11 protein-coding genes are annotated in these 16,652 nt (G+C 40.4%); 10 read left to right on the top strand and 1 reads right to left on the bottom strand.

Annotated features, from left to right (window positions below; all coding sequences use genetic code 11):
* The first annotated feature begins 3 nt into the window (after positions 1-3).
* From BM176_RS31645 to BM176_RS31625, 5 genes are all read left to right on the top strand, one after another.
* Complete coding sequence (locus tag BM176_RS31645) at positions 4-1,389, top strand: RagB/SusD family nutrient uptake outer membrane protein (protein WP_090108425.1); 1,386 nt, start codon at positions 4-6, stop codon at positions 1,387-1,389.
* 11 nt (positions 1,390-1,400) lie between these two features.
* Entirely contained in the window at positions 1,401-2,486 is a 1,086-nt protein-coding gene (locus tag BM176_RS31640) for a TlpA disulfide reductase family protein (RefSeq protein WP_090108424.1), read from the top strand.
* Between the two features lie 182 nt (positions 2,487-2,668).
* Positions 2,669-3,901, top strand: a complete 1,233-nt coding sequence (locus tag BM176_RS31635) for a PQQ-dependent sugar dehydrogenase (protein ID WP_090108423.1) — start codon at positions 2,669-2,671, stop codon at positions 3,899-3,901.
* Positions 3,902-4,026: 125 nt separating this feature from the next.
* Complete coding sequence (locus tag BM176_RS31630) at positions 4,027-5,931, top strand: eCIS core domain-containing protein (protein WP_090108422.1); 1,905 nt, start codon at positions 4,027-4,029, stop codon at positions 5,929-5,931.
* Positions 5,932-6,354: 423 nt separating this feature from the next.
* Positions 6,355-7,953: a PAS domain S-box protein gene (locus BM176_RS31625; RefSeq protein ID WP_177230625.1), complete on the top strand. Its 1,599-nt coding sequence runs from the start codon at positions 6,355-6,357 to the stop codon at positions 7,951-7,953.
* Here the strand turns inward: BM176_RS31625 and BM176_RS31620 are convergent.
* The gene (locus BM176_RS31620; RefSeq protein ID WP_090108420.1) at positions 7,931-8,380 is read right to left on the bottom strand and encodes a response regulator; all 450 of its coding nucleotides are present in this window, start codon (positions 8,378-8,380) and stop codon (positions 7,931-7,933) included. The two genes, BM176_RS31625 and BM176_RS31620, sit on opposite strands and share 23 nt — an antisense overlap.
* A gap of 471 nt (positions 8,381-8,851) precedes the next feature.
* Between BM176_RS31620 and BM176_RS31615 the strand changes: the two genes are divergently transcribed.
* The 5 genes from BM176_RS31615 to BM176_RS31595 all read left to right on the top strand — a co-directional run bounded on the left by BM176_RS31615 (position 8,852) and on the right by BM176_RS31595 (position 16,548).
* Positions 8,852-9,979 carry a sensor histidine kinase gene (locus tag BM176_RS31615; protein WP_090108419.1) on the top strand — a complete coding sequence of 376 codons (1,128 nt, stop codon included), beginning with the start codon at positions 8,852-8,854 and terminating at the stop codon, positions 9,977-9,979.
* Positions 9,948-10,703 (top strand): LytR/AlgR family response regulator transcription factor, encoded by a 756-nt coding sequence (locus BM176_RS31610; protein WP_090108418.1) that lies wholly within the window; start codon positions 9,948-9,950, stop codon positions 10,701-10,703. The genes BM176_RS31615 and BM176_RS31610 overlap by 32 nt, the downstream gene beginning before the upstream one ends.
* A 147-nt stretch (positions 10,704-10,850) precedes the next feature.
* Positions 10,851-11,981, top strand: coding sequence for an efflux RND transporter periplasmic adaptor subunit (locus tag BM176_RS31605; RefSeq protein WP_090108417.1), 1,131 nt, complete (start codon positions 10,851-10,853; stop codon positions 11,979-11,981).
* A gap of 20 nt (positions 11,982-12,001) precedes the next feature.
* The gene (locus BM176_RS31600; RefSeq protein WP_090108416.1) at positions 12,002-15,145 is read left to right on the top strand and encodes an efflux RND transporter permease subunit; all 3,144 of its coding nucleotides are present in this window, start codon (positions 12,002-12,004) and stop codon (positions 15,143-15,145) included.
* Positions 15,145-16,548, top strand: a complete 1,404-nt coding sequence (locus BM176_RS31595; RefSeq protein WP_090108415.1) for an efflux transporter outer membrane subunit — start codon at positions 15,145-15,147, stop codon at positions 16,546-16,548. The genes BM176_RS31600 and BM176_RS31595 overlap by 1 nt, the downstream gene beginning before the upstream one ends.
* Positions 16,549-16,652 lie beyond the last annotated feature (104 nt).

The raw sequence follows: 16,652 nt of genomic DNA, 5'->3' as shown, positions 1-16,652 counted from the left end.
CTTATGCAAAATATTAAACGTATCATATTTATGATGGCCGCCCTGTATTTTACAGGTACACTGAGCGGTTGCCGCAAATACCTTGAAATAGATCAACCAAAAGATCAGATCACATCCGAAGCTGTTTTTGATAATGCCACAAATACCCTGGCAGCTGTAAACGGGCTCTATACCTATGCTTTAAAACCTTCCAACTTTCTTACTTACCAGGGAGATTTCCTGATGGGCGTTAATGCAGATGAGTTTACGTATGGACTTGACACTTACGATGGCTTTATGAATAACAGCATACCGCCTGCTAATAATGATCTGCTGAATATCTGGACAATATTTTACCAGGTGATTTACCAGGCGAACAGCATTATAGAAAAAGTACCAGGCAGTCCTGTATCAGACAGCTTAAAAGCTGTATATATCTCTGAAGCAAAAATATTCAGAGCATTTTGCCATCTTTATCTGACTTGTTATTTCGGCGATGTGCCGCTGATCAAAACAACAAATGTAACGATAACCTCCACGATGCCACGTACTCCCAAAGCTACTGTGCTGGAGGCCATAACCACAGACTTGAAAGAAGCGGAAGCAGTATTGCCTGTTGGTTCGGTAAGAAACGGACGCTTTAATAAATGGATGGCAACCGCACTGCTGGCAAGGGTATATTTATATCAGCAGGACTGGGCGAATGCAGAAGCCAAAGCCAGTGTTTTAATTTCTTTATCAGATTTTTCGCTGTTGCCGGATCTGAACAAAGTTTTTTTAAGAGGCAGCAAGGAAGCCATCTGGCAGGTTAATACTGCCGGTGGAGCTAATGATAATTATACCTATTTCGCTGGTATAAATGTGCCCACGGCCAATACTGCTTTAATACGAATTACACAGATCCGTCCGGAGCTTTACAATGCATTTGAAACAGGTGATGCCCGTAAAACGGCGTGGATTGGCACCGGTACTATTTCAGGTACTACCTTTAATTATGATTATAAGTATAAAGCTACCAGCACACCTACCAGTTCTGCCGCAATAGAAGATTTTATGCTGCTACGTTTGGCGGAACAATATCTGATCCGGGCAGAGGCAAGAGCCCAACAGGATAATCTGCAGGGAGCTATAGATGATATCAATGTCATACGGGCTAGAGCGGGACTTACAGGGACCAGCGCTACTACTAAAGATGATGTGCTGCTGGCCGTAGAACAAGAGAGGAGAGTAGAGTTGTTCGGAGAGGGTTATGGTCATCGCTGGATAGACCTGGTGCGTACTGGTCGTATTGATGCGGTGATGACTGCAGAAAAACCCAATACATGGAAAAACACTTCTGTACTGCTTCCTATTCCGGCTACAGAACTGGCAAATAATCCAGCGCTTAAACCGAACCCTTCCAATTATTAACCGACAATGAGATGAATAATATATTAGCTTGTATAATCGCAATAATATTTCCGGTGCTTGCAACAGCACAGGAAAAGAAATTTAACATCAGAGGGGAAATAGCAAAACTGGAAGCGCCTGCAAAAGTTTATCTTATGTATAGATCAGGTGATAGTTTTTTCCGAGATTCTATACTGCCTGAAAAAGGTAAGTTCAACTTTAACGGTAATATAGAAGAGGCAGTCCTGGGCACTGTGTTTATCAATGAACATGGAACAGGAATGGATGATATCCCTGCCGACCACCGGTTTAACTTTTACCTTGAGCCCGGTGTGATCACTATTAAAAGTCTTGATTCTGTTAAGGATATTAAAATCAGCGGCACCCCGCTGAATATGGACCTTAATAATCTGCGGCTGGCATTAAAGCCTGTCAGCGATAAAAAGGCCGCAGCCGATGAAGCTGACAGAAAGGCCTTACAACAACAACGTAATGATATTTTAGAGCAATTCATTAAAACACATCCTGGTAGCCTTGTGAGTTTTGATGCATTGAAAGAGTATGCCGGTATAATGCCTGATCCCGAACGCGTAATACCTGTTTATGATTATTTGTCTGATGCATTAAAGGCCAAAAAAGCCGTAGCGGCTTATTACCAGCTGCTGCAGGATATTAAGAAAACCGCCGTTGGCCAGATGGCTCCTGATTTTACCGAAGCAGATACATCCGGCAATAACGTGTCATTACATGATTTTAAAGGCAAGTATGTTCTGCTCGATTTCTGGGCTAGCTGGTGTAAACCCTGCAGGCATGAGAATCCAGCTGTTGTGAGTGCTTTTAACCAATACAAGGACAAGGATTTTACTATCATCAGTGTTTCGCTGGATGCGCCGGGGGCCAAAGCCAAATGGATAAAAGCGATCCACGACGATGGACTTACTGGCTGGACACATCTATCAGACCTGAACTTTTGGGGGAACGTTGTGGCCAGATTATATGCTATACAAAGCATACCACAAAATTTCCTCCTGGATAAAGAAGGGAAAATCATTGCAAAAAACCTTCGCGGAAAAGACCTGGAAATTAAGCTGCATGAAATACTGGGAAACAGTAATTAGTTGACTATTTATTCCTCTACCTTTGTATCGTCGGAATCACAAGAGGGCGTCTTTTAAAAACAGAAGGCACCCTCTTTTTCAAAGTTATGAAATTCAGATAAAATTGTACCTTCAGGACCTCAAAGAAACCAACGCCAGCACGTGTGAAGAACAAATCAATTTTTTAAGATAAATTGAAACTTATGGGAAAACCTATTCTGACAATTATTTCAGGGATAATATTTGGCCTTGCAGCCTGTAGCTCACCATCGGTGAAACCTGTCGAAAATGGGCCGGATAGCAGTGCTCATGCTCCCGTTGAAACTAAATCTCCCAATTCAGATTATAAGCCGGCATTTGCCGGGCAAACCCGGATTGCGGGTGTGAAAACTAAAACTCCTTATGAAGCGACGGTTTTAACCAGCGACCTCAAAAGTCCGTGGGGTATTACCAGCTTACCAGATGGAAGATTGCTTATTACTGAAAAAGAGGGTGTGATGCTTATAGCTACGGTATCAGGACAGCTGAGCGCTCCTATTACAGGCATTCCCAAGGTAAATTCTGCCGGACAGGGTGGACTGCTTGGACTTCGGGTAGATCCGGATTTTAGTAATAACAGAATGGTGTATTGGGTATTCTCCGAACCGCTTACTGAAGGGAATTTAACTTCAGTAGCCAAAGGAAAACTCTCTGCAGATGAGAAAACTATTGAAGGCGCAACTGTTATTTATAGGGCAACACCTGCCTACAAAGGAACGCTTCATTATGGAGGAAGAATCGTTTTTGATAAAAATGGTAATTTAATAATAAGTACAGGAGAACGTTCAGATCTGGAAACAAGACCACAGGCTCAATACCTTAACTCTGCGTTAGGGAAAGTTTTACGCATTACAAAAGACGGAAAACCAGCGGCAGGAAATCCATTTACTGGTCAGAATGATAAGCGTCCTGAAATCTTTAGTTATGGCCATAGAAATGTACAGGGACTTGCCTTTCATCCGGAAACAGGCGATCTTTGGGAAACAGAATTTGGTCCGCGGGGAGGAGATGAATTAAATCGTATTGAACCTGGGAAAAATTATGGTTGGCCCATCATAACTTATGGGATTGAGTATAGCGGACCAAAGGTAGGAGATGGTATCCAGCAGAAAGAAGGACTTGAGCAACCCGTTTATTATTGGGATCCTGTTATATCTCCCAGTGGTATTACCTTCTACTCAGGTAGCAATATTCCTGAATGGAAAAATAACCTGTTTATCGGTGGTTTGAGCGGCATGCATATTGACAGGCTTGTTATTGAAAAGAATAAGGTAGTGGGAGAGGAAAGACTGCTGGTTAGCGAAGAGCAACGCTTTCGTGATATAACAGAAGGGAAAGATGGAGCATTGTATACCATCACAGACAACGGCAGGTTATACCGCATTCATAAAAAATAGTTTCTCAGCGCCGGATAGAATCCTTTAGAACGATTTTTAATCATTAAAATCCACTTGCTATTTTTCACTCATTTTATATTATCTTAGTAATAGTTTAGCCCATTTGTTATTATTAACCCTATTCTATGCGTCAACAGTATACCAGCCGGGTTGACCGGACTGCAAAAGACCCTACTCCTGTTAAGGAAAATTCTTTTTTTACAGCCAGAAAATCAACAGATTCAGCTACTCCTCAGGCATTTTTTACTAAAAGAACTATAGGGCGGAATACGCTTCCAATTCAGGCAAAGCAATCTTCCCCAAAGCAGACAGATACTCCTGCAGCAAAAAAGAATAATACGGGATTGCCCGACACTCTTAAAGTTGGTATAGAAAATATGTCTGGATTAGCAATGGATGATGTAAAAGTACATTACAATTCAGATAGGCCGGCACGGCTTCAGGCAGCTGCTTTTACACAAGACCGGGATATTCATTTAGGCCCCGGAGAAGAGAAACATTTGCCCCATGAAGCCTGGCATGTAGTACAACAATCGCAGGGCCGCGTGCAGCCTACAACACAGTTAAAAGGCGTATCTGTAAATGACAACGCCACGTTAGAGCAGGAGGCAGATGTAATGGGAACAAAGGTTGCTACAGGGCAGAGTCAACACATGGATACTATTGCTCAAAATGGGAAGGCCACTTCGCAGCAATTTACCTCATCCGGGCCGGTTGCGCAATTAGTGAGAAAAAAGCTGCCAGTTACTGAAAAGCCTAAAAAAGATAAAGAGAAGAAAGAAGAAACATCTGATGATGAAAAAATTCCTGAAACTCCCATTGACGTATTAGTGATATTCTTTGGTATAAAAGAAGATGATGCAAAAGAGTTGTTTGTAAAAACAAGTGAGTTTAAATTTTTAAATGATCTTGATAAAAATGGTTTAACCCGTATAATTTATAATTCTAAACCTAGTCAAGCTGAACGAGAGAATAAGGGATTAACTCCAGAAACGCTGGAGAAGGCACGGGAAAAGCTGAAAAAATATGTAGTGCTGGAGTCAATCTTAGGCAAGGATGAGGATCTGCTTTATTTTGCTATTAATCATTCAGCACTTTCAGAAGAAGTATTTGGTTTTGACACAGATATGAAGATCTCAAAAGAGGCCTTCATAGAGGATAAGAAATTCTCTACCTTTTTGAAATTTATAAGCTATCTGGAAAGAAATAAAATGGTTTTATCTGCTGAGGAAAAAGATAATGATTCAAAAGGGTTAAAGGATTCAAGAGCACTATTAAGAAAACATAAATTTAATGACCCGGGAAGTATAAAAGAATTGATAAAGGGACTAAAGGAAGAACAGATTGACCTGGAACGATTTGGTGCACTAATTAGCGATATACATTCACAGGCCTTAACTGGATTTAGTGAGAATATCCAACAAGAACAGGAGAACTATTATGCTAATCTTCCATCTGCAGGTGGAGGAGGTTCCGGAGATTGGGCTATGGGGCGCATCCGGACTGAAGCTAGAAATTTGGCTTCGGATTCACGTAATAAATCAATTTTCCCAAATGGAAAGTACACCATTCATCACAAAGTTTCACAATCAAAGCTGAAAAAACTCCATGAGGGATTTGAGTTGCATCCGAGCGTGGCTGCTTCTTTTGGAAATAAATTACTATCTATTGGACAAGATTATTTTAATGGTAGCACTAACACTCGTAAGATTTTATTAAACCTCCCTTTTAATCTTGAAGTCGGCCCACCGGGAGATAGAAGAATAGATGATCCTGGAAGCGGATTTGATTATAACAGATCGGGCAATGGCATCATAACCCCACGTAGTAAAGTTTTGGAGGATATTGATGCTGCTGCTGGAAATGAAGATCAAATGGGACAAAAACCATTCTGGGATGAGCTTGCAGTAAAACTAGAACGGCTCAGGAAATTACAAAATGATGAAGAGAAGAATAATTCCTCAGCTCTTTCAACTCCTAAGCTGGAGCAGTGGCAGGAAGAAAAAGGTAAACACAAGCGTGTTAATTAACTCTTTCAAAAACGATACGCAATTCATCTTTCAACCTAACAACAACTTTCATCTCAGTCCATTTAAAGATTGCGGAACTATATACTCATCCAATTGGGGAATTCAGTAACAGAGTGGGGTCATAAACGACTTTTCCAGTCACGGAAGAGGCTGTAATATAATATGGAACAGTTTTAGTATGTGATAAGAGAGGATTTAATTTGGGTATTTGACTTTACAGGTATTGCTGCAGCTGCGTCCGGTATAGTCAAAAGAATCTTCTTTATATTTATTGTTATGATACTGGTTTTATAACTCAATAATTCCCAACCAGAAATTTATGCTTAACTGATTTCCATGAATAATTTACCTTCTGAACATGATGTTTATGGGCTTTTTTTTGATGAAATAAATAATATAAGATCACATCAAAAAAATGGATCAATGTATCATGAGTTAATGGAAAATTTGCCCGTTGCTATATATACTACTGATGCTAATGGTTATGTTTCTTCTTACAATCAGGAAGCTGTAATGCTTTGGGGGCGTGAGCCGGAGATAGGAAAGGAGCTCTGGTGTGGATCCTGGAAAATTTACAATACAGATGGTTCACTGCTTCCATTGGATAATTGCCCGATGGCGATAATATTGAAAGGAGGCAAAACAGAGGGCGCATCGCGGATAATAATTGAACGGCCAAATGGAACCAGACGTTATGTTAAACCATATCCAAGCCTTTTTTATGATGAGCAGGGAAAAGTAGCAGGAGCTATTAATATGCTGATTGATCTCACTGATTTGCTGGAGTCAGAGCAGGCATTGTATGAAAACCACCAGCGGTTAGAGGTCCTGACAACCAATCTTGAAAATAAAGCAGGGGAGAGTGCTGCAGAAATGGCACAGAAAAGCTATCAGCTTAAGAATAGTGAAGAACGTTATCATAAGATGGTTGATGAGGTGGAGGATTATGCCATAATAATGATAGATCAGGATGGGTTTATTCAGAACTGGAATAAGGGAGCGGAAAAAATAAAAGGGTATAAGGAAGCAGAAATTTTAGGAAAGCATTTCAGGATATTCTATCTGCAGGAGGATCAACAAAAGAAAGTGCCTGAAAGATTAATACAAAGTGCCAGAAAAATGGGAAGGTCCGATTATGAAGGATGGCGTGTGAGGAAGAATGGTACCACATTTTGGGGAAGTATTGTATTGACAGCCCTGCACGATGAACAAGGAGAAGTTATAGGCTTCACCAAAGTAACACGCGATCTTACCGAAAGAAAAACATTTGAAGATAAGCTTAAACAATATACCCGTGAACTGGAAACCAGGAATGCAGAACTGCAACAATTTGCCTATGCCGTTGCGCATGATATGAAAGAACCGCTGAGAAAGATATCTTATTACACTTCAGCCATCAGTGGAGGTGCTGGAAGATTGCTGCCTGTAAAAGAGAAGAACTACCTGGAACGCTCTGCCAATGCGGCAATCCGGATGCAAACTTTTATTGAAGATCTGTTGGCATATACATGGGTGTCAGGAAAGGCTTCATGTTTTGAGCAGGTGAACCTGAATATTATTCTTGAAGAAGCACTGGTACTTCATGAGGAAACAATTAAACAGACAAATGCGGTTATTGAAACATGCCTGCTCCCTGTTATATCAGGAATACCTTTTCAGATGCGGCAATTGATGAATAATCTCATTGGTAACGCTCTTAAGTACCATCATCCGGAACATGTTCCTTATATCCAGATAAGCTATAACAATACTGATAATGTGCTTTCCTCTGAAAACAACGGCATAGATAATCTGAAGCGTTATCATATTATTACTATACAGGATAACGGAATAGGTTTTGAGCCGGAATACGGTGAGAAAATATTTGAGATTTTTGAACGGCTCCACGGGAAGGAATTTTATCCGGGTACCGGTATTGGTCTTGCTTTATGCCGGAAGATCGCTGAGAATCACAAAGGGCTGATAAAAGCACAGGGTATGCCGGGACAGGGGGCAGTTTTCATAATATATCTTCCCCGTTAACTTTGTGACTGGTATATTCCTGCTTATCGCATATTTCGAATATTTCAGAAACCAGTTTGTTTAATTCCTGTCCTGAATTTGGTTTGGTGAAATAGCGTATAGCTCCGGCTTTCATACATAATTTAATATGCTCCGGCTGACTTGAGGTACTCCATACTACTTTGGGTATATGTGTATAACGGGGGTTCTCCAAAAGTATTTGTAAAACTTCCACTCCATTCAGAAATGGCATTTTGTAGTCCAGGATTAGCAGATGAGGTAACATACTGTCAGCTGTTTGTTCCAGATAATCAACCATCTGCAGACCATTGCATACACAGCGTAGGGAAGCAAATGGCTTGCTTTCCTGAATAGCTTCCTGTAAGATCTCCTGGTCTTCCAGATCATCATCAGCTAAAAGAATATTGTATGTAATTTTATTTGTCATTAACGAATTACTTTATTTTATAGCCCCGAAATAAAGAACTAGCCTGCACAGATAAGGTATACTAATACGGGTACTGGTGGAGAACTACAAGGTACGAGATTATCACATGGTAAATTGAATTTGAATTTTGATTATATGTTGTTTGTTTTTGCTCTTTAACCGGACAATAATAATACCAACCATACATAAACTAATGACAGGAAAGGATTCTGGAGGATATTGAAGAGATATCCGGGCATATTTTCCATTATCTGTGGACACAATAATACAGAATGAGGAAATGTCAATTAAAACGACCCTCTTGCTGTTTCAGTTAACCAATTTGAGGAATCAGCAGTGAATCTATACGGTTAAGACACAAAACCGGACTTTGAGACTAATAAAAATCCCACCTTCGGTTAAAAACAGAACAGCTGTGAACACCTATACAGTATGATCTCTGTCTAAACAATAATTGGCTATTTTTACAAAATGGATATTATAAAAGATACATTCTTAAGTAATAAAGGCAAACGGATTCTGTTTGTGTTTTTTGCTTTTCTATTGTTGTATCTGGTTGCTTATATAATAGATCCCTATTCAGATTACTGGATAAACTACTTTGAGCGTAGTACCAGTTCAATTATTGGTGAATGGGTTATTTCTTTCCTCTCTTGCCTTTTGATTTCTGAATCAAGCATTTTTATTCAGACCAAACTAAATAAAGTACTTCCCTGGACGGAAAACCCTGTTAAAAGATTAGTTACAGAAACCGTGATTAATGTAGCTACAGTACTTTTTATAATCTTTCTTACCACATTGTATTTCTATTTAGTAGACCATAACTACAGGCATGGAAGTCTTTCAATTGAAGAAATAAGAGGTTTTATGCAATGGATTATTGTTAGTTTGATGATAGCTTTTATCATTAGCGCGATCAATACAGGCAATTACCTGATCGTAAACTGGAAGAATACTGCTATCGAAGCTGCGGAACATAAACTGGCTGCGGCAGAACAGAAACAGGTAGCGATGGAAGCAGAATTACAGGCTTTAAAACTTCAGATTGACCCGCATTTTGTTTTTAATAATCTCAGTGTACTTTCAGAACTTATCCTTGAAGATCAGCAACTGGGACATGAATATGCAGAAAACTTTTCCAAGGTATACCGCTACCTGTTAGTTAATTCAAAAAAGGATGTAATAACATTGGAGGAAGAGCTGAGGTTTTTGAATGCTTATGTTTTTCTATTAAAGAACCGGGCTGGAGAAGGGGTGATTTTTAATATAGAGATTGATAAAACCTATTACAACTATCATCTGCCACCACTCACCTTACAGTTGCTGATTGAAAATGCCTTGAAACATAATAAAACACTAAGAGGTAACCCTCTTATTATTTCAATATCCAGCAATGAGAATGAACAACTGGTTATTTCAAATACGCTGATACCACTGGAAAAACAAGCTCCGTCATCAAAAACCGGACTGAATAATATAATAAACCGATACAGACTATTGGGTGATAGTGTCCCGGAAATAACAAATAACGGACTTTCATTCACAGTTTCTATTCCCTTGCTAAAATATGATACAAAACATACTGATTTTAGAGGATGAAAAGCCTAATGCAGACAGGCTTAAACGGCTGATTAAAATGATTCGCCCAGGCATAAACATAATTGCTGTGCTTGAAAGCGTGACCGAAGCCGTAACCTGGATCTCACACAACGAGTCTCCAGATCTTGTTATGATGGATGTTAGGCTGGCAGATGGTTTGAGCTTTGATATATTTGAGAAGGTTGAATTAAAATGCCCGATTATATTTACAACAGCTTATGACGAATATGCTATAAGAGCCTTTAAATATAACAGTATAGACTATCTGCTAAAACCTGTTGAGACGGAAGAACTGGAACGTGCATTTACCGTGCTTGAGAGTCGTTTGCAAAATGATACGCAAAAATCGATAGAAAACGTATTAAACTTTATCAATCCAAAGGATTACCGGAGCCGCTTTTTACTGCCCTTTCGGGATGGTTACAAAACACTACTTGTGGATGATGTGGAATATTATTATTCTGAACTTAAAATAACAAGAGCGAAACTACTCAACGGTAACGAAGAAATTTTACAACAGTCTATGGAAGAACTGGAGCTGCAACTTGATCCAACACGTTTCTTTCGTGCCAACAGACAATTCATTATCCACATAGATGCAGTTCAGCAAATACACAATTACTTCAACGGTAAATTGAAAGTAATTCTTAAAAATAATAAGAACGTTGAAATTATAGTGAGCCGGGATAAAGCCAGCCTCTTAAAAAAATGGATGGATTTCTGATCTTCCCCAGCCCGAATTACCGCAAAATCCACCTTGTTTCGGTTTAGCAAAATATCGATTCAGGATCCAATAAATACGTTTCGGCATTCTATTAAAAAATGCGCCCGCTTTACGTTGTTAATTTGCCTTTAAATCAATCATAGGAAAATGATAAGGCAAATTTTAAGGACCGAAATACTTATTGTTATGGTAGCCTCTGCGCTTGTTTCATGCAGCAATGCAGGCGGATATCCAGGTACGGGTCAATATCCTGCACCAGAGGTAGATTTTTTTCAAACCGCTGCTACTACTGTAGCCGTTGAGAAGAAATATCCTGGCATGATAGAAGGTAGCGCCAACGTAGACATCAAAGCACAGGTATCCGGCTACCTGGAGGCTATATTCGTAAAAGAGGGCGACTATGTAACGAAGGGCCAGGCATTGTTTAAAATAAAAGGAGACGTATTTAATGAGCAGGTTAATAATAGTCAGGCTGCCCTAAGGACTGCCCTGGCAAACCAGGCAAATGCGAAACTGGAAGTAGAAAAAATAAAACCCCTGGTAGAAGGCAATGTAGTATCAAAACTACAACTCGAAACCGCTAAAGGGAATTATGAGGCTACTACTGCTCAGGTGGCTCAGGCAAAAGCATCTCTGGGCACTGCTACCATAAACGCTGATTTTTCAGTGATTAAATCCCCTGTTAGCGGGTATATAGGACGGATCCCCAACCGTATAGGCAACCTGGTTACTCCATCAGATGCAATACCGCTGACAACACTCTCTGATATCAATACCGTCTTTGTATACTTCTCCATGAGTGAGGCTGAATATTTGTCTTTTATGAAAGATAAACAGGCAATGAACGGCAATACAGTGAACCTGATTATGGCAGATGGAAGCGTATATGAACATAAAGGAAAATTGGAAATTGCCAGTGGGAATATAGACCGCGCAACAGGCAGCATAGCTCTCAAAGCCGTTTTCTCCAATCCTGATAAACTGCTTCGTTCCGGTGGATCTGGGAGAGTCATATTGAACAAAACTCACCCGGCTGTTGTCACAATTCCTATGGCCAGCGTAAGGGATATTCAAAATAAATATTTCGTATTCGTACTGGCTGACAGTAACAAAGTATCAATGAGGGCACTCGAAATTGCAGACAGATCCGGCGAAAAATACCTGGTATCGAGCGGTGTACAGTCTGGCGAAAAGGTTGCATTGACCAGCATTGAATCCCTGGTTGATGGTATGCCTGTAGTACCTAAAATGATTGCCATAGACTCTTTGGGCAAATAATCAACAACAAAAAGCATAAGATGTTAAAGAAAATAATAGGCAGGCCCGTAATGGCTACGGTCATCTCCATCGTGTTGGTAATATTGGGTATCATTGGCTTGTCGAGATTATCGGTAACCAGGTTCCCGGATATTTCACCTCCAACTGTAATGGTAAGCGGTTCTTATCCGGGAGGGAATAGCCAGGCAGTGATCCGTTCTGTAGTAACACCATTGGAGGAAGTGATTAACGGGGTAGAAGATATGCAGTACATAAAATCTACTGCAAGTAATGATGGGAGCTTTTCAATCAGTATAATATTCAAACAGGGGGTTAATGCTGATCAGGCTGCAGTAAATGTTCAGAACAGAGTGCAACAGGCAACTCCAAAGTTGCCAGAGGAGGTAATAAGAATGGGGCTTACTACTTCCAAACAGCAGAACAGCATGATCATGATCTTTAACCTGTATACGGACGACAACAAAAAATATGATGAGTTGTTTTTGCAGAACTATGCCAATATTAATTTAATTCCGCAAATCAAACGTGTTCCGGGTGTTAGTCAGGCGCAGGTATTCGGGGCAAAGGATTATTCTATGCGTATCTGGCTTAACCCAAGAAAAATGGCAAATGCCGGGTTGATTCCTGAGGATATCAGAGCAGCTATTGCAGACCAAAGCCTGGAGTCGGCACCTGGTAAACTGGGAGAAGAATCTGACGCAGCACTGGAATACGTGATACGCTACGAGGGTAAGAAAAATCTTCCTGAACAATATGAGAACATAGTTGTAAAAAACAACGGCAGTAATCTGCTTCGTTTGAAAGATGTTTCCAGGGTTGAGTTTGGCTCTATTTCTTATAGCGGAAATAACAAGTCGAATGGTAAGAATGCCGTCACGATGGCCATAATCCAAACTTCAGGTTCTAATGCAAATGAAATTGAAATTGGTGTAAGAAAAGAGATACAAAAGCTATCCAGGTCATTTCCTCCCGGGATGAAATATAACTCCCTGATGAGTACCAAAGAGCGTTTGGATGAAGCTACGGGCCAGGTGAAATCAACATTGATAGAAGCGTTTATATTGGTATTTATTGTTGTGTTCCTGTTTCTTCAGGACTTCCGTTCCACTATTATACCAGCCATCGCCGTACCTGTTGCAATAATCGGTACATTTTTCTTTCTGCTGATATTTGGCTTCACTATAAATGTGCTTACCTTATTTGCATTGGTGCTGGCCATTGGTATTGTTGTGGATGATGCCATTGTGGTAGTGGAGGCCGTACATAGTAAAATGGAGGGCACACATCTTTCAGGTAAAGAGGCTACATATAGTGCCATGAGTGAGATAACAGGAGCCGTTGTGTCCATTACTCTGGTAATGTCTGCCGTATTTATTCCAATCGGTTTTATGACCGGCTCTTCAGGTATTTTCTATAAACAGTTCGCGTATACCTTAGCTATTGCTATTATTATATCAGCATTGAATGCACTGACGCTGACTCCTGCCTTATGCGCTTTGTTTCTGAAGAACAATCATGCGGATGGAAACATTAAGAAAATGAATTTCAGTCAGCGATTCTTCACGGCCTTTAACTCAGGCTTTAATAACTTAACCGGAAAATACACAAAGGGATTAAAGTTCCTTACCAGGAAAAAATGGTTAGCCATTGGGTTGATAGCCGGTGTCAGTGGTTTGGCAATTTGGTTTATGATGGTTACACCAAAGAGTTTTGTGCCTATGGAAGATGATAATTTCATTGTGTATAGCGTAAGTATGCCTCCTGGTACAGCGCTGGATCGTACGACTAAAGTGGTCGATAAAATTGACAAATTATTAATTGATGTAGAGGCCATTGAGAATAACACGAACATCACCGGATTTAATATTTTAAGTAATAGTGCGAGTCCTGCATATGCTATGGGTTTTATTAAACTTAAGGACAAAAAAAACAGGGGAGCAGTTAAGGATATTGATCAGGTGATGGGTATTATCAGCGGCAAATTGGCAGCTATAAAGGAAGGATCGGTAATGGCATTAAGGATGCCTCCTGTAGAAGGCTTCGGAATAAGCGGTGGAGCTGAAATAGTATTACAGGATAAGTCGGGGCGTGATTTATCTATCTTAAAATCAACGGCAGATAAATTGATAGGTGAAATTATGCAGCAACCTGGTGTACAGTATGCATATACTTTGTTTCGTGCCGATTATCCGCAACTGGAATTGGAAGTGGATGAGGACAAAGCCCGGCAGATGGGTGTAAGCGTAAGTGGGTTGTTGAATACTATTCAGACCTATTTTGCAGGAGACCAGTCATCAAACTTTTCCCGGTTCGGTAAATTTTACAGAGTAAACGTTAAGGCGGATGGGATATTCAGGACAGATGAAGATGCCTTCAATGAGATATTTGTCCGTAATAACGAGGGACTTATGGTGCCTGCAAAATCGCTGATAACATTAAAGAAAGTATATGGACCTGAAACGGTAAACCGTTATAACCTATATAACTCGGTTAACATTAACGTGGTCGCATTGCCGGGATACAGTAATGGACAGATTATGGAAAACCTTGAGAAAGTTTTGAACAAACTGCCATCGGATTATAGCTACGAATGGACAGGATTAAGTCTGGAAGAAAAGGCTGCAGGAAATCAAACACTCATCATCTTCAGTCTGGTATTACTGTTTGTGTATTTTCTTCTGGCTGCTCAATACGAAAGTTATCTGTTACCATTATCGGTGATCTTATCCATTCCAACAGGGTTGCTGGGAGCATTTGCAGGAATAAAACTGGTAGGGCTGGACAACAATGTATATGTACAGGTAGGTTTGATTATGCTTGTCGGACTGCTTGCAAAGAACGCTATTTTGATTGTGGAGTTCGCTGTGCAAAGACGGCGCTCCGGATTATCTATTGTTGATGCAGCACTTGATGGAGCAAAAGCAAGACTTCGTCCCATCATCATGACCTCCCTTGCCTTTATCGTAGGTATGATACCGTTAATGATTGCTTCGGGTGGTACTGCTGTTGGAAACAGATCAATCAGTATTGGTGCAGCATTCGGAATGCTGACAGGCGTAGTGCTGGGTGTGTTTGTAATACCGTTGTTGTTTATGTTGTTCCAATATTTACAGGAAAGCGTTTCAGGAAAAAATAAGATTGTCCAACTTACAAATCCTTCTTAATGAAATTTCATAATAGATATATAGCAGTCGGCCTGGTCACTATTTCCCTGCTTTCATCATGTACTGTGAGCAGAAAATACAGCCGGACGGACCTCAATATGCCGGAGAAATTCCGGCAACAGGCAACCGTCACCGGTGATACCGTATTATTACCGTGGCGCACATTCTTCAAAGATGCACAATTGGTAAGTCTTATTGAAAAGGCCTTGGCTAAGAATAGCGAGGTGTCCATTGCTATGATGAATATGGAACAGCTGGAGCTTGCCTATAAACAGGCAAAATCGGGGCTCTTACCAACGCTTGATTTAAATGTAGGTGCCAGCAGGAATTACCTTTCTAAAAATTCATTAAATGGCTCGCTGAGTTCCCAGTTTTTGGGAACCAGCTATATGGACGACTATAGTGCAACCCTGAGATTATCCTGGGAAGCGGATATATGGGGAAAGGCAAAAATGCAGAAACGCTCAGCCTGGGCTAATTATTTCGCAGAGAAAGAAAACCTTTTGGCTTTGAAAACAAGAATTATAGTACAGGTAGCACAAGCATACTATAATCTTATAAGTCTGGATGAGCAATTAAAAATTGCGCAGAAGAATATCGCTCTCAGTGATAGTACGCTGTCTATGATACGTTTGCAATTCAACTCAGGTCAAATAAATTCTTTGGCTGTAGAGCAGGCCGAAGCGCAGAAGAAAACGACGGAGCTTTTAGTACCATTGGCTTTGAAGAATATCGCCGTACAGGAAAATGCGCTAAGCTTATTAAGTGGAAGTTATCCAGATTCGATTGAACGTACTACAAATCTGATTTCTGAAGAGGTATTCTCTTCAGGTGTCCCTGCACTATTATTGAGCCGCAGACCTGATATAAAAGCTGCAGAATATGCCGTAGTTTCAGCCAATTCAAAAACGGGTTTGGCCAAAGCTGCCATGTATCCTGCAATCAGTTTAACACCATCTATTGGTGCTAATTCATTCAAAATAAATACATGGTTCGATCTGCCAGGTTCATTGGTGAAAAATATAGGAGTCAATCTTACTCAGCCTATTTTCCAGAAACGATCTTTGAAAACGGCCTATGAGGTAGCGGAAATTGAGCAGAAGAAATCAATAGTACAGTTTAAGCAATCGGTATTGACTGCTGTAGGTGAGGTTTCAGACGCGATGGCCCGGTCACAATATGCCAGTGAGCGTATTGAACTTGCAAACAGAAAATCTGCCTCACTGGCAAAGGCGACGAAGGATGCGATGATGTTATATCAAAGTGGAATGGCTACTTACCTTGAAGTGATTACTGCGCAGAACAATGCATTACAAAATGACCTTGAAGCTATAAGCATCAAACAGGAAAAGGTAAATGCTATCACAGATCTTTACAGAGCATTAGGAGGGGGGACTGAATAGGTGGTTCTTCTGCCACTTTGGATTCAGTTGGGATTGCGGTCTGTACCCATTTGGTATTAATTTTACCTGGCATTATTAATCGTGTGGGCTTTAGTTATTTATTG

Origin of the sequence: Chitinophaga sp. CF118, from assembly GCF_900112615.1 — a bacterium.
Lineage (GTDB): Bacteria > Bacteroidota > Bacteroidia > Chitinophagales > Chitinophagaceae > Chitinophaga.
The sequence above is the reverse complement of the archived record's forward strand: the minus strand, read 5'-3'. Positions and strand labels throughout refer to the sequence as shown.

What these genes read in the sequence shown, in the direction of transcription:
- BM176_RS31645 (WP_090108425.1), top strand. Translation starts at nt 4, where the DNA reads ATGCAAAATATTAAACGTATCATATTTATGATGGCCGCCCTGTATTTT.
- BM176_RS31640 (WP_090108424.1), top strand. Translation starts at nt 1,401, where the DNA reads ATGAATAATATATTAGCTTGTATAATCGCAATAATATTTCCGGTGCTT.
- BM176_RS31635 (WP_090108423.1), top strand. Translation starts at nt 2,669, where the DNA reads ATGGGAAAACCTATTCTGACAATTATTTCAGGGATAATATTTGGCCTT.
- BM176_RS31630 (WP_090108422.1), top strand. Translation starts at nt 4,027, where the DNA reads ATGCGTCAACAGTATACCAGCCGGGTTGACCGGACTGCAAAAGACCCT.
- BM176_RS31625 (WP_177230625.1), top strand. Translation starts at nt 6,355, where the DNA reads ATGTATCATGAGTTAATGGAAAATTTGCCCGTTGCTATATATACTACT.
- BM176_RS31620 (WP_090108420.1), bottom strand. Translation starts at nt 8,380, where the DNA reads ATGACAAATAAAATTACATACAATATTCTTTTAGCTGATGATGATCTG.
- BM176_RS31615 (WP_090108419.1), top strand. Translation starts at nt 8,852, where the DNA reads ATGGATATTATAAAAGATACATTCTTAAGTAATAAAGGCAAACGGATT.
- BM176_RS31610 (WP_090108418.1), top strand. Translation starts at nt 9,948, where the DNA reads ATGATACAAAACATACTGATTTTAGAGGATGAAAAGCCTAATGCAGAC.
- BM176_RS31605 (WP_090108417.1), top strand. Translation starts at nt 10,851, where the DNA reads ATGATAAGGCAAATTTTAAGGACCGAAATACTTATTGTTATGGTAGCC.
- BM176_RS31600 (WP_090108416.1), top strand. Translation starts at nt 12,002, where the DNA reads ATGTTAAAGAAAATAATAGGCAGGCCCGTAATGGCTACGGTCATCTCC.
- BM176_RS31595 (WP_090108415.1), top strand. Translation starts at nt 15,145, where the DNA reads ATGAAATTTCATAATAGATATATAGCAGTCGGCCTGGTCACTATTTCC.